Here is a 17,407-nt window from a genome sequence, read left to right as displayed (position 1 = left end):
TGCAGGAGAACGAACATGGCGCAACTATCCATCACCAACGCCGCCGCCGAGCAGATCCAGCGCGTGCTCGAGGAGCGCGGGCACGGTCTGGGCCTGCGGGTCTCGGTCAAGCCCAGCGGCTGCTCGGGCTACAGCTACGTACTCGACTTCGCCGACGAGGCCGCCAATGACGACGTAGTCTTCGAGGACCATGGCGTCACCGTCTTCGTCTCCCCCGAGGCATTACCGATGCTCGACGGCAGCGAGGTCGATTATGTCTCGGAGGGGCTCAACCGCTTCTTTCGCTTCAACAATCCCAACGTGAAGGACCAGTGTGGATGCGGAGAGAGCTTCACCGTGTGACTGTAAGGCCGCCACACGGGTGGCGATTGTTCAACGCCCGCCGACAGCGGTATACTCTGCGCCCATTATCGACAGCGCCGCTGCAGCGCTCTGCCGGCCGCTCGAGGCCGGTGGCAGCGAGAGTCCGTGAATTTCCTTAGCGCCGCGCCGTACCTACCCCAGCCGGGAGCGGGTGCGGCGTGGCGCTATCGCCATTCGAACCGAAGCCCATCACAACGGAGAGCCCCATGGCAACCGAACGTACCCTTTCCATCATCAAGCCCGATGCCGTCGCCAAGAACGCCATTGGCGAGATCATCGCTCGCTTCGAGAAGGCCGGCCTCAAGGTCGTGGCTGCCAAGATGCTGCACCTTTCCGAAGAGAAGGCCGGCGGTTTCTACGCCGAGCACAAGGAGCGCCCCTTCTTCAAGGACCTGGTGGGCTTCATGACCTCCGGCCCGGTGGTGGTGCAGGTTCTGCAAGGCGAGGATGCCATCGCCAAGAACCGTGAGCTGATGGGCGCCACCAACCCCAAGGAAGCCGCGCCGGGCACCATCCGCGCCGACTTCGCCGAGACCATCGACGCCAACGCCGTGCACGGCTCTGACTCACCGGCCTCCGCCGAGCGCGAAGTGGCCTACTTCTTTGGCGCCGACGAGATCCATTCACGTTAAGGCTCCGGCCAACCGTGTATTTCGCGGGGGCACTTCAGCCCCCGCTCTCGTCCCGCCCCGATCTACGTGATGCCATGACCACCACCACCGCCCAACGTACCAATCTGCTCGGCATGACTCGTGAGGAGATGGAAGACTTCTTCCTCTCCATCGGCGAGAAGAAGTTCCGTGCTGCCCAGGTGATGAAGTGGATTCATCACGAGGGCTGCGACGACTTCGAAGCCATGACCAACCTCTCCAAGGCGCTGCGCCAACGACTCGCCGAAGTGGCCGAAATTCGCGGCCCCGGCGTGATCTATGAAGGTACTTCCAGCGACGGAACCCGCAAGTGGGTGCTGGAGGTGGAAGATGGCAGCTACGTTGAGACGGTGCTGATTCCGGCCGACAACGGCAAGCGCCGCACCCTGTGCGTATCGTCCCAGGTGGGTTGCTCGCTCGACTGCAGCTTCTGCTCCACCGGCAAGCAGGGTTTCCAGCGCAACCTTACCGCCGCCGAGATCATCGGCCAGGTGTGGGTCGCACAGCGCAGCGTGGGCCCGCGCAAGGATACCGCCAACCGCCCGGTCACCAACGTGGTGATGATGGGCATGGGCGAGCCGCTGCTGAATTACGACAATGTCGTACCGGCGATGAAGCTGATGCTCGACGACAACGGCTACGGGCTATCCAAGCGCCGCGTGACCCTGTCGACCTCGGGCGTGGTGCCGATGCTCGACAAGCTCGGCGACGAACTCGACGTGAGCCTGGCCATCTCGCTGCATGCGGCCACCGACGCGCTGCGCAACGAGCTGGTACCGCTCAACCGCAAGTACAATATCCGCACCCTGCTGGACGCCTGCCATCGCTACCTGGCCAAGTGTGACGACACGCGCATGGTGACCGTCGAGTACACGGTGATCAAGGACGTCAACGACCAGCAGGAGCATGCCAAGCAGCTGGCCGAGCTGCTGCGCGAGTTGCCGTGCAAGATCAACCTGATCCCGTTCAACCCGTTCCCCCACTCGGGTTACGAGAAGCCTTCGCGCAACCAAGTCATGCGCTTCCAACAATGGCTTTACGAGCTGGGCTACACGGCGCCGATCCGCAGCACCCGCGGTGACGACATCGATGCCGCCTGTGGCCAATTGGTAGGCCGAGTGAAGGACCGCACACGCCGCCACGAGCGTTATATCCGCTCGATCCAGATCGACGCCGACTGAAGCGGGGTGTCGCCTTGACTTCAACACGCCACGGCGCTTTGATGGACAGGCTTTTTTCTCGCCCCTGGCCAGCGCCGCTCGGGGGCTAGGCAAGCAACACAACCACAGCCCGACAGGCCCGACCATGAGGATGCCATGACGCGCTTCCCCCATCTGCCAAGCCGACGCATGCCGCTGGTCGCGATGGCGGTCGCTGCGTTATGGCTTGCCGGGTGCGCCAGTCAGCCCGAGCAGCAGGCCGACATGGATCCGACCGAGGCCTTTACCGACTTAGGCATGGCCTATCTCGAGCGCGGCAACCTGCCGCGCGCCATGGCGGCCCTCAACCGTGCCCTGGAACGCACGCCCGACCACCCCGAGGCATTGCAGGCGATGGCCATCGTCTACCAGCGCCAGGGCGAGCGGGAGCGCGCCGACGAGATGTTCAGGAAGGCCATCCAGACCGCGCCCGGCAACAGCCGGGCGCGCAACAACTATGCCGTGTTTCTCTACGAGCAGGGCCAGGTGAGGCAAGCCTGTGAGCAGCTCGAAGTCGCTTCCCAGGATACCGGCTATGCCAACCGGGCCCAGTTGTTCGCCAATCTCGGCCAGTGCCAGCAGGGCCTCGGTGAAACGGCCAAGGCGAGGCAGAGTCTGGAACGCGCCCGCAGCCTCGACCCACGCAACCCGAGAAGCTATCTCTCCCTGGCTGAACTCGAGCTGGAGCAGGGCAACCCAGAACGCGCTCGACAGCAGTTGGAAATATTCGTAGGGCTCGCCGGCATGACGCCGGACGCCCAGGTACTGGCCCGGCAGATTGCCGTCAGCGCCCCGAACATGCCCGCCACTCCCGGCGCTGATACCCCGCGTGGTGCACCTTGATCAACGACTCTAGACGAAGGATGCTCAGCCATGAGCGACAACCATGACATCGATGCCATCGACTTCGCATCCGCGGCCTCCCCAGGGGAGCTGCTTCGCCGTGAGCGTGAAGCGCAAGGACTGTCTCGCGAAGAGGTTGCCACCGCCCTGAACCTTCGGCCTGCCGTCGTCATCGGCATGGAGGAGGACAACTACGAGCAGGTACCGGTGGCCACCTACCGCCGCGGTTACCTGCGCGCCTATGCTCGCCTGCTGGGCATCGACGACCGCCCCATACTGCAGGCTTACTCGGCACGCTTCGGCAGTCAGGAGAGCGAACAGCGCGTGACGCCGGTGCAGGTCACTCGACCGCCGTCGCGCATCGGCGCCTGGCTGTTCAAGCTGGTCACCCTGCTGGTCATTGCCGGCCTGATCGGTCTTACCCTGGTGTGGTGGCAGAGCCGCGACGGCAATGAGCCGCCGGCCGTCGACGAGAGCGGCCCGGTTTCGGTGGAAACGCTGGATGGCACCACTACCATCGAGGAGGAGCCGCGGCCCGAGGTCGAGGAAGCATTGCCGCCGGTACCGCAGGAAGGCGTCGATCCGATCGAAGGCGCAACCGCACCGCCCAGAGAGGTCGATCCCGCCGGCGCCGAACTGATCGCGGGCATGAGCGAGGAAGAGCCGATCATGGAGGACGAGGCCAGCGTCGAGGCGCCCGTCGAGCAGCCGATCGTCGCTGAGGACGAGCCGGAAGTCGCCGAGGTGGCACCGCCCACCGAGCGCACGGTGCTGCAGTTGACCTTCAACGAACAGTCCTGGACCGAGATTTTCGACGCCAACAATCGGCGCGTTTTCGTCGGTCTTCAGGAACCCGGCACCACGGCGACCGTCGAAGGGGAGCCCCCGTTCCGCCTGACCATCGGCAATGCCACTGGCGTTGAGTTGAGCTGGGCCGGCGAACGCATCGACCTGGGCGCTCGCGCCGGGGCCAATAACGTCGCCCGTTTCACCCTGGGAGAGTGATGCCTATGCATTCCCCATCACCTATCGTGCGCCGCAAGTCGCGCCAGATCCACGTCGGCCAGGTACCGGTCGGGGGCGATGCCCCGATCTCGGTGCAGAGCATGACCAACACCGACACCCTGGACGTCGCCGCCACCGTGGCCCAGATCCAGCGCCTGGAGGCTGCCGGTACCGATATCGTACGCGTCTCGGTGCCGACCATGGACGCCGCCGAAGCCTTCGGCCGCATCAAGCAGCAGGTGAGCGTGCCGCTGGTGGCCGATATCCATTTCGACTACAAGATCGCCCTGCGCGTCGCCGAACTCGGCGTCGACTGCCTGCGCATCAACCCCGGCAACATCGGCAAGGAGGAGCGTGTACGCGCCGTGGTCGGCGCCGCCCGCGACAACGGCATCCCGATCCGCATCGGCGTCAACGCCGGCTCGCTGGAGAAGGAGCTGCAGCGCAAGTACGGCGAGCCTACGCCGGAGGCGCTGGTGGAGTCGGCGATGCGCCACATCGATCACCTCGACCGCCTCGATTTCCAGGAGTACAAGGTCAGCGTCAAGGCCAGCGACGTGTTCATGGCCGTGGCCGCCTACCGCCAGTTGGCCAAGCTGATCGAACAGCCGCTCCACCTGGGTATCACCGAAGCTGGCGGGCTGCGCTCGGGGACCGTCAAGTCCTCCATCGGCCTGGGCATGCTGCTGATGGACGGCATTGGCGATACCATCCGCGTCTCGCTCGCCGCCGATCCGGTGGAAGAGATCAAGGTCGGCTACGACATGCTCAAGAGCCTGCGCCTACGCAGCAAGGGCATCAACTTCATCGCCTGCCCCAGCTGCTCGCGCCAGAACTTCGACGTGATCGGTACCATGAACGCCCTTGAGGAGCGCCTCGAGGACATCATGACACCGCTTGACGTCTCGGTGATCGGCTGCGTGGTGAACGGCCCTGGCGAGGCCAAGGAGAGCGACATCGGTCTGACCGGTGGCACTCCCAACAATCTGATCTACATCGACGGCAAGCCTGCCACCAAGCTGACCAACGACCATCTGGTCGACGACCTGGAGCGTCTGATTCGCGAGAAGGTACGCGAGAAGGAAGCGGCCGAGAAGGACGTCATCGCCCGCGGGGCCTGATTCGTCGTCGACCATCAAGGAGCAGCAGTTGAGCAAGTCCGACAGCACCAAGAAGAAGATCCAGGCCATTCGCGGCATGAACGACCTGTTGCCGGGCCAGTCCGCCCTGTGGCAGTACTTCGAGAGCACCGTCCAGGCGCTGATGAAGCGCTACGGCTATGCCGAGATCCGCACGCCCATCGTCGAGCAGACCGCCCTGTTCGCGCGCTCCATCGGCGAAGTCACCGACATCGTCGAAAAGGAAATGTACACCTTCGAGGACCGCAACGGCGACAGCCTGACCCTGCGTCCCGAAGGCACGGCCAGTTGCGTGCGTGCCGCCATGGAGCACGGCTTGCTGCACAACCAGACCCAGCGGCTGTGGTACCAGGGCCCGATGTTCCGCCACGAGCGTCCGCAGAAGGGCCGCTACCGGCAGTTTCATCAGGTCGGCCTGGAAGCCTTCGGCCTGGAGGGGCCGGACATCGATGCCGAGGTGATCATGCTGTCGGCACGGTTGTGGAAGGAGCTGGGCCTCATCGAGCACGTCACCCTGGAGCTCAACTCACTTGGCTCCAACGAGGCTCGTGCCGCTTACCGCGACAAGCTGGTGGCCTACTTCGAGCAGCATCGCGACCAGCTCGACGAGGACTCCCTGCGCCGCCTGTCGAGCAACCCGCTGCGCATCCTCGATTCCAAGAACCCGGACATGGCGGCAATGCTGGCCGACGCGCCGCGGCTGATGGGCCACCTCGACGACGCCTCGCGCGAGCATTTCGAGGGGCTCACCGCCCTGCTCGAGGCCGCCGGCATCGACTACGTGATCAACCCACGTCTGGTGCGCGGCCTCGACTATTACTGCCGCACCGTGTTCGAGTGGACCACCACCGCGCTGGGCAGCCAGGGCACCGTGTGTGCCGGCGGCCGCTACGACGGCCTGGTCGAGCAGCTCGGCGGCAAGCCGACCCCGGCGGTGGGCTTCGCCATGGGCATCGAGCGGCTGATCCTGCTGCTCGAGACCCTGGAACTGGTGCCCGAGGCCGCCTTGGGCGAGCTGGACCTCTACGTGCTGCCCATGGATGATGTCGCCACCGCCCAGGCCATGCTGCTGGCCGAAAGGGTGAGAAGCGAGCTGCCCGCACTGCGCCTGCAGCTGCATTGCGGCGGCGGCAGCTTCAAGAGCCGCATCAAGAAGGCCGACAAGAGCGGCGCCCGGCTGGCGCTGCTGCTGGGCGAAGACGAGCTGGCCCAGGGTCGCGTGACGCTGAAGTTCCTGCGCGAAGAGCGCGACCAGCTGAACCTGACCCAGGACGCCCTGGCCAAGACCCTGGCCGATCTGGTGGGCAGCGAGCACGCCTGACCGAACCGCATTTTGCCGTGTAAAGGAGACCGCCCGTGGCGGAGCTGAGAACCGAAGAAGAGCAGCTGGAAGCCATCAAGCGCTGGTGGAAGGAGAATGGCACCTCGCTGATTGCCGGCGTTGCCATCGCCATCGCCGGCGTGGTGGGCTGGAACGCCTGGCAGAATTATCAGGACAACCAGGCGGAAGCCGCCTCCATGCGCTATCAGCACCTGATCAACCTGGCCGACGGCGGTAACGTCGACGAGGCCCGCAGCCTGGTGGTCGAGATCACCGACAATCATGGTCGTACGCTGTACGCCGACCTGGCGCGCCTGATCGATGCCCGTCTCGCCGTCGAGGAGGGCGATCTGAGCGAAGCCCGTCAGGTGCTCGAGAGCGTGATCGAATCCAGCGGACGCGACTACGTGCAGGGTCTGGCACGACTGCGCCTGGCCCGACTGCAAGTGGCCGACGGCGATGCCGATGGCGCACTCGAGACGCTGGCACGTGACGTACCCGCCGCCCTGGCCGCCCAGCAAGCCGATGTGCGCGGCGATGCCCTGCGCGCCCTGGGTCGCGACGACGAAGCCCGCCAGGCCTGGCAGGAGGCCCTCGCGGTCGCCGAACAACGTAACCAGCCGATCTATGGCGTCCAGCTCAAGCTCGACGACCTGGGTGTCGAAGAGGCCACGCTATGAAGACGATGAATGCTCGCAAATCCGCCCTCGCCCTGGTGGGAATCCTGGCTCTCGGCCTGCTGGCCGGCTGCGCCAACAAGGCGGAGCCGCGCTACAGCCCCAAGCAGCTGCAGCGCTTCGAGGCCCAGGCCGAACTCGACACCGACTGGCGCCAGCGGGTCGGCCAAGGCCTCGGCCGGGCAACCTACCCCATCGCACCCTCGCTCGACAACGGAGTGATCTATGCCGCCGACGAGCGCGGCCGGGTCATGGCCTTCGACGCGCAGAGCGGTGAGCGTCGCTGGCAAACCGACCTTGGCGTCGGCGTGTCCAGCGGCCTGACCGCCGTGGCCGGGCAGGTCTACCTCGGCACCCGTAACGGCGAGGTGCTGGCACTGAACCAATCCAACGGCGACGTCAGCTGGCGCACGCGCGTCTCCAGCGAAGTCCTCGCTGCACCGCAGCCCAACCAGCAACTGCTCGTGGTCCAGAGCGTCGACGGCGTGGTCACCGCGCTTGACCGGCAGACCGGCCGCGAGCGCTGGGTGCACACCACCACCGAGCCCGCCCTGACCCTCCGCGGCACCGGCACCCCCACAGTGATCGATCCGGTCACCTTTGCCGGTTTCGCCAATGGCCGCCTGGTCACGCTGGACAACCGCAGCGGCCAGCCGCTGTGGGAAAGGCGCATCGCCGTGCCTCGCGGGCGTAGCGAGATCGACCGCATGGTCGACCTCGGTGGCCAGCCGGTACTCACGCCCGATGGCCGGCTGTTCGTGACCAGCTATAACGGTCGTCTGGCCGCCCTGGAAGCGCCCAGCGGCGAGATCCTGTGGGAGCGCGAGCACTCCAGCTACCAGACCCCGGTACTGGTCGGCGACCGCCTGTTCACCGTCAATGAAGCCAGCCACGTCATCGCCTTCGACGCCCGCACCGGCGAGGAAGTATGGCGCAACCGTGACCTCGAGGGACGCTGGCTGACCTCACCGGCCTTTGCCGACGGCAACCTGGTGCTGGGCGATTTCGAGGGCTACCTGCACCTGCTCGATATCCAGAACGGACGCTTCACTGCCCGCACCCGGGTCGACAGCTCCGGCATCAGCCTACGTCCCGTCACCGACTTCCGCCGCATCTACGTGCTGGCCAACGACGGCCGCCTGGAGGCCCTGGAAATCAAACGATGACACCCGTGATCGCCCTGGTCGGCCGCCCCAACGTGGGCAAGTCGACCCTGTTCAACCGCCTGACCCGCTCGCGCGACGCGCTGGTGGCAGACTTCCCCGGGCTCACCCGCGACCGCAAGTACGGTAACGGGGCGCTCGGCGGCAAGGCCTACACAGTGATCGACACTGGCGGCATCAGCGGCGACGAGGAAGGCATCGACGCGGCCATGGCCGAACAGTCTCTGGCCGCCATCGACGAAGCCGACATCGTGCTGTTCCTGGTCGATGCCCGTGCCGGTCTCCACGTGGCCGACGAAGCGATTGCCAACCACCTGCGGGTCAACCAGAAGAAAACCTGGCTGGTGGTCAACAAAACCGACGGCCTGGAAGAGCATTCGGCCATGGCCGACTTCTGGCAACTCGGCATGGGCGACCCACACCCCATCGCCGCCGCCCACGGTCGCAACGTCACCACGCTGATCGAAGAGGTACTTGCCCCCTTCCCCGAGCGGGACGAAAGCATTCCCGTGGACACCGGCACCAAAGGCATCCGCATCGGCGTCATCGGCCGCCCCAACGTCGGCAAGTCGACGCTGGTCAACCGCCTGCTCGGTGAGGAGCGGGTCGTGGTCTTCGACGAGGCCGGCACCACGCGCGATGCCATCGAGATTCCCTTCGAGCGACGTGGCAAGCCCTATGTGCTGGTGGATACCGCCGGCATACGGCGGCGCAAGAATGTCCGCGAGATCGCCGAGAAGTTTTCGATCATCAAGACCCTGGAGGCGATCAAGGAGTGCCACGTCGCGGTCATGGTGCTCGATGCTCGCAGCGGGCTGGTGGAACAGGATCTGCACCTGCTCGACTACGTGCTGACCACCGGCCGCGCCCTGGTGCTGGCCGTCAACAAGTGGGACGGCCTGGAGAGCGAAGCCAAGGAGAAGATGCGCGCCGAGATCAAGCGTCGCCTGGGCTTCGCCGACTATGCCGACCTGCACTTCATCTCAGCGCTGCATGGCACCGGCGTGGGCGATCTCTACCCCTCCATCGAGCGCGCCTTCGCCTCGGCCAACAGCCACTGGTCGACCAACCGGCTCACCACCCTGCTGCAGGACGCCGTGAGCCAGCACCCGCCGCCGCTGGTGCATGGCCGCCGGATCAAGCTGCGCATGGCCCACCAGGGCGGCAGCAATCCGCCGATCATCGTGGTCCACGGCAACCAGACCGAGGCCCTGCCCGAAGCCTACAAGCGTTTCCTGACCAACACCTTCCGCAAGGTGCTCAAGGTCAAGGGCACGCCGATCCGCTTCGAATTTCGCTCCGGCAGGAATCCCTACGACCCGCTGGCCGGCGCCAGCGACCGGGAGAAAGCCAAGCAGCGCGAGCTGGGGCGCACTCGTGCCGCACGCAACAAACGTCGCTGACCCTTGTCCAAGATGCCCGGCTGCAAAGGCCGGGCCATGATCCTACCGATGGCCCCCCTGGCCGAACTTGTCATCTACTCCGTTTACCGATCTGCCTCGTCCAACAGGAGGAGAGGATGTTCCTGAATCGGGTGCTCTCGTTCGTCGTACCGCGCCATCGTCGGCGCTCGTTCGTCCCGCTTGGTCTCGCCATGCTGCTCAGCGGTTGTCTCGCCCTGCCCCAGACTGGTCTGTTCGCCTTCCGCCTGGCAGTGACCTCCCTGGGCGTGGAGGACGTGCGCATCGGCCCCTACTCGATTCAGGCCGGTCTCGACACCAGTGACATTGCGTCATTGGCGGCCTCGAGCCTGAGCATGGGTAGCCTGCCGGTTCAGGCCACCCTGGCCATGGGCCTGTCACTGCCCGTCGGCATGCCGGCGGTGGAGATGTCGGGTTTTCGCTGGACCCTGGACGTGCCCGGTGCAGAGCCGGTCAGCGGCAACTACCAGCAGGACGTAGCCCTGACCTCCGGCGACGACACCAAGCTGCGCCTGCCGGTGGCCTTCGACGTGCTGGCCACTGACACTCGGCGCCTGGCGCCCATGGTGGAACTCGCCGCCCAGTTGGCCAGCCAGGGCGAACTCCCCACGGGCAGCGAACTGGCCATCACGCCGGGCAGCCTGCGAGGCCTGGGCGTGACGCTACCAGCCGGGCTGTGGACCCCGACCCTGCGCTTTGCCGTGGGACAGGGCGGAGAGCTGACTCCACAGCGCTGATCAAGCCGACTCATGCAGCCGTCGGCGTCCGACCCACTGGCAGGCGAACTGCCAAGCACCGCGACCGCTGCGGCCGCCACGCAGGGTGGCATAGCGGATCGCTTCGGCACGCGCCTCGGCGCCCCAATCCTGCTCGCTACCGAGCTGCGTCACCCAGTGGCAGCAGGCCTCGAGATAGGTGTCCTGGTTGAAGGGGTAGAAACCGAGCCATAAGCCGAAGCGGTCGGAGAGAGAAATCTTCTCCTCCACCGCGTCGCCGTGGTGTAGCTCCTCCCCCACCAGGCGCGAGCCCTCGTTGTCGGCCATGGACTCAGGCAGCAGGTGGCGACGGTTCGAAGTGGCGTAAAGCAGCACGTTGGGCGGCGGTCCGGTGAGCGCGCCGTCAAGCACGCTCTTGAGCGCCTTGTAGGCGTCGTCATGCCCCTCGAAGGAAAGATCGTCGCAATAGACCACGAAGCGATGCGGTTGCCGGCGCAACTGCTCGACCAGCATGGGCAGACCGGCCAGGTCATGGCGGTCGACCTGTACCAGGCGCAACCCCTCCGACGCCAGGCTGTTGAGCATGGCACGGATCAGCGACGACTTGCCGCTGCCGCGCGAGCCCCACAGCAAAGCGTGGTTGGCCGGCAGCCCCCGCAGGAAGGCGCGCGTGTTGTCGACCAGCGCCAGTTTCTGGCGCTCGATCCCCAGCAGGTCGTCCAAAGCCAGGCTGTCCCGTGGCGGCACCGGCAGCAGCCGCCCTCCCAAGACATGACGCTGCCACAGGGCGGCCACGTCGCGTTCCCAGTCGACCTCCTGCGGCGCAGGCGGCAGCCAGTGCTCCACGTGATCCAGCAGGCGGCTCAGTCGCCTGCTCAGCTCGACATCCATTGGCATCTCCTTGGGGTTCTCTTGCTCGGTTTGATGTTGACCTTGTTACGGTTCAAGGTATCTTGTGGCGAACCGCCCCCCCCGTCCAGGGTCTCAAGGGATCTGAACGAACGAGGTATCTGAAGATGCGCTGGATTCGCTGTGCTGCCGTGGCCACCCTGGCCCTCACCATTACCGCCTGTACCACCTCGCCGACCGGTCGCCAGCAGTTCACGCTGATGTCCGATGCGCAGCTCAACCAGATGGGCCGCGAGGCTTACGATCAATACCAGCAGGATCTCCCCTCAGCCGGTCAGGCCCAACAGCGCTACGCCCAGTGCGTGGCCAGTGCCATCATCACCGTGCTGCCGGAGCAAGAGCGTAACCAGGACTGGCAGATCCATGTGTTCGAGTCGGAGCAGGCCAACGCCTTCGCCCTGCCCGGCGGCTACATGGGGGTCAATACCGGGCTGTTCGACGTGGCCGTCAGTCAGGATCAGCTCGCTGCGGTCATTGGCCACGAGGTCGGTCACGTGCTTGCCCGCCATGCCAACGAACGCGTCTCGACCCAGACTTCGACACAGCTCGCTCTGTCGGTGCTATCGTCGGCCGCCGGCATGCGGGGACCAGGGGGTGAACAACTGATGGGCGCGCTGGGCCTAGGCGCCCAGTATGGCATCCTGCTACCCTTCTCGCGCCGTCACGAGAGCGAAGCCGACATCATCGGCCTGCGGCTGATGGCCGAAGCCGGCTTCGACCCGCGTGCCAGCCTGGAATTGTGGGACAACATGAGTGCTCAGGGCGGTGCCCGCCCACCGGCCTGGATGTCTACCCACCCCAGCCATGGCCAGCGCATGCAGGGCTTGCAAGCCGAGATGGACAACGCCATGGCCCGCTACGAGCAGGCACGGCAGGCGGGGAGGCAGCCCAACTGCCCGCGCCCCTAGGGAAACGCTGATTGATTGCTGCACATTATTTCGACTTTGGAATGCTGATGCTACGACTCGGACTGCTGCTGTTGATCCTGCCTCTCTTCATACTGATGGGCATCTATTTCTGGGAACTCAGTAGCGTGCGTGAATGCACCCTGATCCAGGGCGGCTACTGGGATTACCTGGCGGGCATATGCCGCGAGTCGCCCCAGCCCTTCGTACCCTGGATCGAGCGTCAGCCCTGGCTGGTCAACGGCGGCATGCTGCTGTCGGTAGCCGGCATGGTAATGTGCATGTTGGGGCTGTACGTCAAAAGGCGCTGAAGGCAGGCTCGAGGGGACTGCTACTGTCGACTTGTCAATTGTTGGTTGTGTAGAGCGCTCTAGCCCGTTCGAGGTGCTTCTTCATTTCCGTGACTGCCTGATCGGACTCACCCGCTTCGATACGGTCGATGATCCGTTCATGCTCCATCAGCGTAGTTTCTTCATTACCTTCCCAGTGCAGAATGCCGGCATGAAACCGAGCGAGCCAACCCAGCATTGCCTGACTGGTAGCAGTGAAAATGGGGTTGCGCGTCATGGCAGCGATCGCCGTATGGAAAGCCATGTCGGCCTGCACGAAAGCGGCGGCATCCTTATTCAGGTGACGTCGCTGCTCTCCCACCAGCTCACGCAACCTCGCCACATTCTCAGACGTCGCCTGGCGTGCCGCCTTGTCCACCATGCCCAACTCGAAGAAAGTTCGCGCCTCCTTCAACTGTTCCAGCGCCTGCGGTGAGCTGGCCAGCATATGACGCGCCGTCAGGTCTATCTGTGAGATGAGCCCCATCGCTGTGGGCTGTAGCACCCTGGGGCGTTGGCCATGGTTGATCTCAACCAGGCCGATCCTATCAAGCGACTGCATCGCCTCTCGGATCGCCGGCCGGCCCACTCCGTATGTATCCATCAGCTCACGCTCCGAGGGCAGCATATCGCCTGGACGGTACTGCCCGGACTCGATCAACTCATAGAGGCGATCAAAGACTTCGTCGGACAGCTTACGCCGGGCGATTTTGGGTGTTAGGTGCATGAGTCTTCTCCTCGCAAACCCTGGACGAGCAGCCAATCCAGATGGAATCCAGCGGTGCCAGGCACGTTGGCAAGTCTATCGATACCTGCCACTAGCGCTCAAATGCGACTAAAGCAGTATTTGACCAACTGGTATTGATATTATGTCATTATACCAGTTGGCAGGCAAACTGGTATCGATGCACGGCCTGTCCTCCCCTTGCCGCATTTGACAGCGGCCACTCATTTCATCCTGGAGCCTCACATGACCAGAATTGCGCTGATCGGTGCCGGTGGAAAGATGGGCTATCGCCTCGCCAGTAACCTGCAACGATCCGATTACAAAGTTAGCCACGTGGAAGTCAGTGACGCCGGGCGGGAACGTCTTGCCCAAGGCCTCGGCATTCACTGCGTGGAAGTCGATCAAGCCGTTCCCGGTGCCGAGGTGGTGATCCTGGCGGTTCCTGACAATCTGGTCGGCCGCATCGCCGAGGACCTCTCACCGCTGATGGCCAGCGGAACCATGGTGGTTACCCTTGATGCCGCCGCTCCTTTCGCCGGCCATCTGCCGGAACGCGACGACCTGGCCTATTTCGTAACTCACCCCTGTCACCCGCCGATCTTCAATGACGAGACTGATCCACAAGCCAAACGCGATTTCTTTGGTGGCCATTTGGCCAAGCAGCATATCGTCAGCGCCCTGATGCAGGGACCTGAGGAGATGTTCGCTCTCGGCGAAGAGGTAGCAAAGATCATCTATGCCCCCGTGGTGCGTGCGCACAAGGTTTCGGTGGAGCAGATGGCACTACTCGAGCCGGGCCTGTCGGAAACCGTCTGCGCCACTCTACTGGCGGTGATGCGTGAGGCCATGGACGAAGTCGTGGCGCGCGGTGTGGACAAGCAGTGCGCTCGCGACTTCCTGCTCGGCCATATGAACATCCTTGCCGCCGTAATCTTCGAGGAGCAGCCCGGGGTGTTCTCGGATGCCTGCAACAAAGCCATTGAGAATGCCAAGCCCCAGCTGATGCGCGATGACTGGAAGCGGGTCTTCGAGCCCGACGAAATCGCCGAAAGCATTCGCCGTATCACCTGAGGCCACCCTCCAGTCCCACCCAGCACAATGACAATGATATGGAGCCAACCAATGAAGACTCACTTCCTCAAAAAGACAGCTATCGCAACGCTTGCCCTGCCCCTGATACCGGGCGGTCTAGCCCTCGCCGCCCAGGAGATGAACCTGGCCTTCACCCCGCCACTGAACTCCCATTATGGCGATGCCGGTCGCGCCTTCGCCGAGGAGATCGAACGTCTCAGCGACGGAGAATTCAAGATCGTGCTTCAGCCTGCTAGCGCCATGGGAGGAGAGCGCGATGTCTTGGAAGGCTTGCAGATCGGTTCCGTCGAATTGACTCTGACCTCGACAGGGCCCATCGGCAACTTCATTCCCGAGATTTATGCCTTGGATTTCCCCTTCCTGTTTCGTAACTACGAGCACGCCCATGCCGTTCTCGATGGTGAAATCGGCCAGGAGCTGCTGGCCGAATTCGAGAGCGAGGGATTGATCGGCCTGGCCTGGGCCGAGAACGGTTTCCGTCATTTGACCAACAGCGTCCGTCCTGTCGAGACACCCGAAGACCTACAGGGCATGAAGATCCGTACCATGGAGAACCGAGTACATCTGGAAACCTTCCGCGAGCTGGGTGCGGCACCCGCCCCACTATCATGGACCGAAGTAATTACCGCCCTGCAACAGGGCACCATCGACGGGCAGGAGAACCCCACTCCGATCCTGACCGTCAACAACATTTGGGAAATCCAGGATTACCTGACCTTGACCGGCCACGTCTACTCACCGACCGCCGTGGTCATGTCCCAAATCTACTGGGATGGCCTAAGCGAGGAACAGCAGGACTGGTTCCGCCAGGCGGCACAGGCGGCAGCCCAAGCCTCCCGCGAATCGGTCGCGCGCATCGAAGCCGAGGGCGTCGAGCTGCTACGCGAGAACGGCATGCAGGTGATCGAAGAGATCGACTACGAGCAGTTCCGCGCCGCCGTACAGCCCGTCTACGACCGTTTCGCTGGTGAGTTCAATGGCGACCTACTGGAGCGCATCCGCAATACCCAGTGACTCCTGACCGAGCGCCTCATCCAGGAGCCTGTCGATTCGACGACCAGCGTCACGTCCGGCAGGCTCCCAGGAGGCGCCTTCTCCTGAATGACGAGGAGCGCCCTCATGTTCTCTCTCTTCAGTGCCCTGGCACAGGGATTGGTCAGGCTTACCCATAATCTTGCCGCTCTCCTGCTGGCCATTGCCGTGGGCCTGGTCTTCTATCAGGTCTTCACCCGCTTCATTCTCGGCAACCCTGCCTCCTGGTCGGAAATTCTCGCTCGAGGTCTGATCATCTGGAGTGTCTTCCTGGTCAGTGCCGCGGCCTTCTGGCATGGCGCCATGATCGCCATCGGACTGTTTATTTCACGCCTTCCCGAACCTTTGCGCATCCATGGTCACCGCCTGGTATGCGCCGCGGTGCTCACTCTGCTGAGCCTGCTGGTCTGGCAAGGCTACCTCATCACGGTGAGGGTCTCCCGCCAACAGATCGCCATGCTCGAGATTTCCATGTCATGGTTCTACGCCGCCATCCCCGTGGGCTGCGCCGTTGCCGCCATTGCCGTCATCGCCCGCCAACTCGCACGGGAGCTGGAACACCGCCGCGCCCGGCACGCCCAAGCCATTGGTGAGCGGCAAGCAGGAGAACACCCATGAACTTTGCCATCGGCTCCGTGCTGGTCGGGCTTTTCGCCCTGTCGGTCCCCATCGCCGTTGCCATCGCCCTGGCCGCCGCCGCCGGCCTCTACTTCTTCACCAACGTCCCGCTGCAGGTCGTACCACAGAGAATGTTCGTCGGGCTCGACAGCTTTCCATTGATGGCCGTGCCCTTCTTCATTCTCGCCGGTAACATCATGAGCAATGGCGGCATCGCCGCGCGCATGGTGGAATTCGCTCGCTCTCTCATCGGTGGCATTCAGGGGGGGCTGGCCTGCACCTGCGTGGTCACCTGCATGCTCTTCGCGGCAATATCCGGTTCCAGCGTGGCCACGACGTTCGCCATTGGCGCCATTCTGATTCCTGCCATGGTGCAACGGGGCTATCCACCGCCCATGGCCGCTTCGGTCCAGGCTTCCTCAGCGGAACTCGGCATCATCATTCCCCCTTCGGTGCCGCTGATCCTGTATGGCGTCAGCACCGAGACCTCGATCACCCAGTTGTTCATGGCCGGCTTCGGCCCCGGGTTGCTGATCGGCGCGGCACTGATCCTGATGATCGCGATCTGGTGTCGCATCAAGGGTTACGGCACACGGGACGGCGAACTGCGCAGCCCCATCTGGCCCGCCTTTCGCCGCGCCTTTCTCGCCCTGCTGATGCCGGTCATCATCATCGGAGGGATATATGGCGGCATCTTCACACCCACCGAAGCCTCAGCCGTGGCAGTGGCCTACGGATTGTTATTGGGTATGGTGGTCTACCGTACCATCACCCTGCAGGACCTGCCGAGGATCTTCCGCGAGAGCGCCTTGTCCGCGGGTGCCGTGATGCTGATCATTGCCGCGGCCTCGGCCCTGAGCTTCGTCATCGGGCGCTCAGGGCTGGCCTCGGATATCGGCGCCTGGGCCCAGAGCGCCTTCGACAACCGCTATACCTTCCTGCTGGCGATCAACATGTTGCTGCTGGTGGTGGGGATGTTCATCGAGACCTCCGCCGCCATCCTGATTCTGGCGCCGATCCTGGCCCCCATCGCCATCGGCTTCGGCATCGACCCGGTGCATTTCGGCATCATCATCGTGGTCAACCTGGCCCTCGGCATGTTCACACCCCCGCTCGGCGTCAACCTGTTCGCCGCCGCCCAGGTCGCCAAGCTGCCGGTGGAACAACTCTTCCGCTACCTGCTGCCGCCGGTACTGACCATCATCACCTGCCTGATGCTGATCACCTACGTGCCGTCGATCTCACTGCTGCTGCGCGACCTGCTCTATTGAGCCATGTCCCCTACCACCGGAGCCTCA

19 protein-coding genes are annotated in these 17,407 nt (G+C 64.1%); 17 read left to right on the top strand and 2 right to left on the bottom strand.

Translation table 11 applies throughout. The annotated features are described in order from the left end of the window. Positions 1–15 precede the first annotated feature (15 nt). The 11 genes from HOP51_RS12760 (at position 16) to HOP51_RS12710 (ending at position 10,518) form a co-directional block, all read left to right on the top strand. Complete coding sequence (locus tag HOP51_RS12760; protein ID WP_234274281.1) at positions 16–342, top strand: HesB/IscA family protein; 327 nt, start codon at positions 16–18, stop codon at positions 340–342. Positions 343–569: 227 nt separating this feature from the next. After that, positions 570–995 carry a nucleoside-diphosphate kinase gene (gene ndk / locus HOP51_RS12755; protein ID WP_234274280.1) on the top strand — a complete coding sequence of 142 codons (426 nt, stop codon included), beginning with the start codon at positions 570–572 and terminating at the stop codon, positions 993–995. Positions 996–1,069: 74 nt separating this feature from the next. Further along, positions 1,070–2,194 carry a 23S rRNA (adenine(2503)-C(2))-methyltransferase RlmN gene (gene rlmN, locus HOP51_RS12750; protein WP_234274279.1) on the top strand — a complete coding sequence of 375 codons (1,125 nt, stop codon included), beginning with the start codon at positions 1,070–1,072 and terminating at the stop codon, positions 2,192–2,194. 135 nt (positions 2,195–2,329) lie between these two features. Next, the gene (gene pilW / locus HOP51_RS12745; RefSeq protein WP_234274278.1) at positions 2,330–3,055 is read left to right on the top strand and encodes a type IV pilus biogenesis/stability protein PilW; all 726 of its coding nucleotides are present in this window, start codon (positions 2,330–2,332) and stop codon (positions 3,053–3,055) included. Between the two features lie 30 nt (positions 3,056–3,085). Next, on the top strand, positions 3,086–4,060 hold the full coding sequence (locus HOP51_RS12740) for a RodZ domain-containing protein (protein WP_234274277.1): 975 nt from the start codon (positions 3,086–3,088) through the stop codon (positions 4,058–4,060). 5 nt (positions 4,061–4,065) lie between these two features. After that, positions 4,066–5,181, top strand: a complete 1,116-nt coding sequence (gene ispG / locus HOP51_RS12735; RefSeq protein WP_234274276.1) for a flavodoxin-dependent (E)-4-hydroxy-3-methylbut-2-enyl-diphosphate synthase — start codon at positions 4,066–4,068, stop codon at positions 5,179–5,181. A gap of 28 nt (positions 5,182–5,209) precedes the next feature. Next, positions 5,210–6,520: a histidine--tRNA ligase gene (gene hisS / locus HOP51_RS12730; protein ID WP_267957730.1), complete on the top strand. Its 1,311-nt coding sequence runs from the start codon at positions 5,210–5,212 to the stop codon at positions 6,518–6,520. 35 nt (positions 6,521–6,555) lie between these two features. Further along, positions 6,556–7,200: a YfgM family protein gene (locus HOP51_RS12725; RefSeq protein ID WP_159554594.1), complete on the top strand. Its 645-nt coding sequence runs from the start codon at positions 6,556–6,558 to the stop codon at positions 7,198–7,200. Beyond that, positions 7,197–8,363 carry an outer membrane protein assembly factor BamB gene (gene bamB, locus HOP51_RS12720; RefSeq protein ID WP_234274275.1) on the top strand — a complete coding sequence of 389 codons (1,167 nt, stop codon included), beginning with the start codon at positions 7,197–7,199 and terminating at the stop codon, positions 8,361–8,363. The genes HOP51_RS12725 and bamB overlap by 4 nt, the downstream gene beginning before the upstream one ends. Then, positions 8,360–9,763, top strand: a complete 1,404-nt coding sequence (der, locus tag HOP51_RS12715; RefSeq protein WP_159554598.1) for a ribosome biogenesis GTPase Der — start codon at positions 8,360–8,362, stop codon at positions 9,761–9,763. Before bamB ends, der begins: the two co-directional genes overlap by 4 nt. A gap of 116 nt (positions 9,764–9,879) precedes the next feature. Further along, the gene (locus tag HOP51_RS12710) at positions 9,880–10,518 is read left to right on the top strand and encodes a hypothetical protein (RefSeq protein WP_234274274.1); all 639 of its coding nucleotides are present in this window, start codon (positions 9,880–9,882) and stop codon (positions 10,516–10,518) included. Here the strand turns inward: HOP51_RS12710 and HOP51_RS12705 are convergent, their stop codons facing one another. Beyond that, positions 10,519–11,388 (bottom strand): ATP-binding protein, encoded by an 870-nt coding sequence (locus HOP51_RS12705; protein ID WP_234274273.1) that lies wholly within the window; start codon positions 11,386–11,388, stop codon positions 10,519–10,521. A 125-nt stretch (positions 11,389–11,513) separates the two neighbouring features. Here HOP51_RS12705 and HOP51_RS12700 point away from each other — a divergent pair, with 125 nt between their 5' ends. Beyond that, complete coding sequence (locus HOP51_RS12700) at positions 11,514–12,314, top strand: M48 family metallopeptidase (RefSeq protein WP_234274272.1); 801 nt, start codon at positions 11,514–11,516, stop codon at positions 12,312–12,314. 47 nt (positions 12,315–12,361) lie between these two features. After that, positions 12,362–12,622 carry a hypothetical protein gene (locus HOP51_RS12695; RefSeq protein WP_234274271.1) on the top strand — a complete coding sequence of 87 codons (261 nt, stop codon included), beginning with the start codon at positions 12,362–12,364 and terminating at the stop codon, positions 12,620–12,622. Between the two features lie 34 nt (positions 12,623–12,656). Here the strand turns inward: HOP51_RS12695 and nanR are convergent, their stop codons facing one another. Continuing rightward, positions 12,657–13,367 carry a transcriptional regulator NanR gene (nanR, locus tag HOP51_RS12690; protein WP_234274270.1) on the bottom strand — a complete coding sequence of 237 codons (711 nt, stop codon included), beginning with the start codon at positions 13,365–13,367 and terminating at the stop codon, positions 12,657–12,659. Between the two features lie 243 nt (positions 13,368–13,610). On the opposite strand from nanR, the gene HOP51_RS12685 reads away from it, so the two are divergent. The 4 genes from HOP51_RS12685 to HOP51_RS12670 all read left to right on the top strand — a co-directional run bounded on the left by HOP51_RS12685 (position 13,611) and on the right by HOP51_RS12670 (position 17,380). Further along, positions 13,611–14,438 (top strand): phosphogluconate dehydrogenase C-terminal domain-containing protein, encoded by an 828-nt coding sequence (locus HOP51_RS12685; RefSeq protein ID WP_234274269.1) that lies wholly within the window; start codon positions 13,611–13,613, stop codon positions 14,436–14,438. Between the two features lie 51 nt (positions 14,439–14,489). Continuing rightward, the gene (locus HOP51_RS12680) at positions 14,490–15,473 is read left to right on the top strand and encodes a TRAP transporter substrate-binding protein (RefSeq protein WP_234274268.1); all 984 of its coding nucleotides are present in this window, start codon (positions 14,490–14,492) and stop codon (positions 15,471–15,473) included. A gap of 105 nt (positions 15,474–15,578) precedes the next feature. After that, positions 15,579–16,109 carry a TRAP transporter small permease gene (locus tag HOP51_RS12675; protein WP_234274267.1) on the top strand — a complete coding sequence of 177 codons (531 nt, stop codon included), beginning with the start codon at positions 15,579–15,581 and terminating at the stop codon, positions 16,107–16,109. Then, positions 16,106–17,380: a TRAP transporter large permease gene (locus tag HOP51_RS12670; RefSeq protein ID WP_234274266.1), complete on the top strand. Its 1,275-nt coding sequence runs from the start codon at positions 16,106–16,108 to the stop codon at positions 17,378–17,380. Before HOP51_RS12675 ends, HOP51_RS12670 begins: the two co-directional genes overlap by 4 nt. Positions 17,381–17,407 lie beyond the last annotated feature (27 nt).

Source organism: Billgrantia zhangzhouensis, assembly GCF_021404465.1.
Lineage (GTDB): Bacteria > Pseudomonadota > Gammaproteobacteria > Pseudomonadales > Halomonadaceae > Halomonas > Halomonas zhangzhouensis.
Note: the sequence above shows the minus strand (reverse complement) of the source record. Positions and strands in the feature narration are given on the sequence as shown.

What these genes read in the sequence shown, in the direction of transcription:
- HOP51_RS12760 (WP_234274281.1), top strand. Translation starts at nt 16, where the DNA reads ATGGCGCAACTATCCATCACCAACGCCGCCGCCGAGCAGATCCAGCGC.
- ndk (WP_234274280.1), top strand. Translation starts at nt 570, where the DNA reads ATGGCAACCGAACGTACCCTTTCCATCATCAAGCCCGATGCCGTCGCC.
- rlmN (WP_234274279.1), top strand. Translation starts at nt 1,070, where the DNA reads ATGACCACCACCACCGCCCAACGTACCAATCTGCTCGGCATGACTCGT.
- pilW (WP_234274278.1), top strand. Translation starts at nt 2,330, where the DNA reads ATGACGCGCTTCCCCCATCTGCCAAGCCGACGCATGCCGCTGGTCGCG.
- HOP51_RS12740 (WP_234274277.1), top strand. Translation starts at nt 3,086, where the DNA reads ATGAGCGACAACCATGACATCGATGCCATCGACTTCGCATCCGCGGCC.
- ispG (WP_234274276.1), top strand. Translation starts at nt 4,066, where the DNA reads ATGCATTCCCCATCACCTATCGTGCGCCGCAAGTCGCGCCAGATCCAC.
- bamB (WP_234274275.1), top strand. Translation starts at nt 7,197, where the DNA reads ATGAAGACGATGAATGCTCGCAAATCCGCCCTCGCCCTGGTGGGAATC.
- der (WP_159554598.1), top strand. Translation starts at nt 8,360, where the DNA reads ATGACACCCGTGATCGCCCTGGTCGGCCGCCCCAACGTGGGCAAGTCG.
- HOP51_RS12710 (WP_234274274.1), top strand. Translation starts at nt 9,880, where the DNA reads ATGTTCCTGAATCGGGTGCTCTCGTTCGTCGTACCGCGCCATCGTCGG.
- HOP51_RS12705 (WP_234274273.1), bottom strand. Translation starts at nt 11,388, where the DNA reads ATGGATGTCGAGCTGAGCAGGCGACTGAGCCGCCTGCTGGATCACGTG.
- HOP51_RS12700 (WP_234274272.1), top strand. Translation starts at nt 11,514, where the DNA reads ATGCGCTGGATTCGCTGTGCTGCCGTGGCCACCCTGGCCCTCACCATT.
- HOP51_RS12695 (WP_234274271.1), top strand. Translation starts at nt 12,362, where the DNA reads ATGCTACGACTCGGACTGCTGCTGTTGATCCTGCCTCTCTTCATACTG.
- nanR (WP_234274270.1), bottom strand. Translation starts at nt 13,367, where the DNA reads ATGCACCTAACACCCAAAATCGCCCGGCGTAAGCTGTCCGACGAAGTC.
- HOP51_RS12685 (WP_234274269.1), top strand. Translation starts at nt 13,611, where the DNA reads ATGACCAGAATTGCGCTGATCGGTGCCGGTGGAAAGATGGGCTATCGC.
- HOP51_RS12680 (WP_234274268.1), top strand. Translation starts at nt 14,490, where the DNA reads ATGAAGACTCACTTCCTCAAAAAGACAGCTATCGCAACGCTTGCCCTG.
- HOP51_RS12675 (WP_234274267.1), top strand. Translation starts at nt 15,579, where the DNA reads ATGTTCTCTCTCTTCAGTGCCCTGGCACAGGGATTGGTCAGGCTTACC.
- HOP51_RS12670 (WP_234274266.1), top strand. Translation starts at nt 16,106, where the DNA reads ATGAACTTTGCCATCGGCTCCGTGCTGGTCGGGCTTTTCGCCCTGTCG.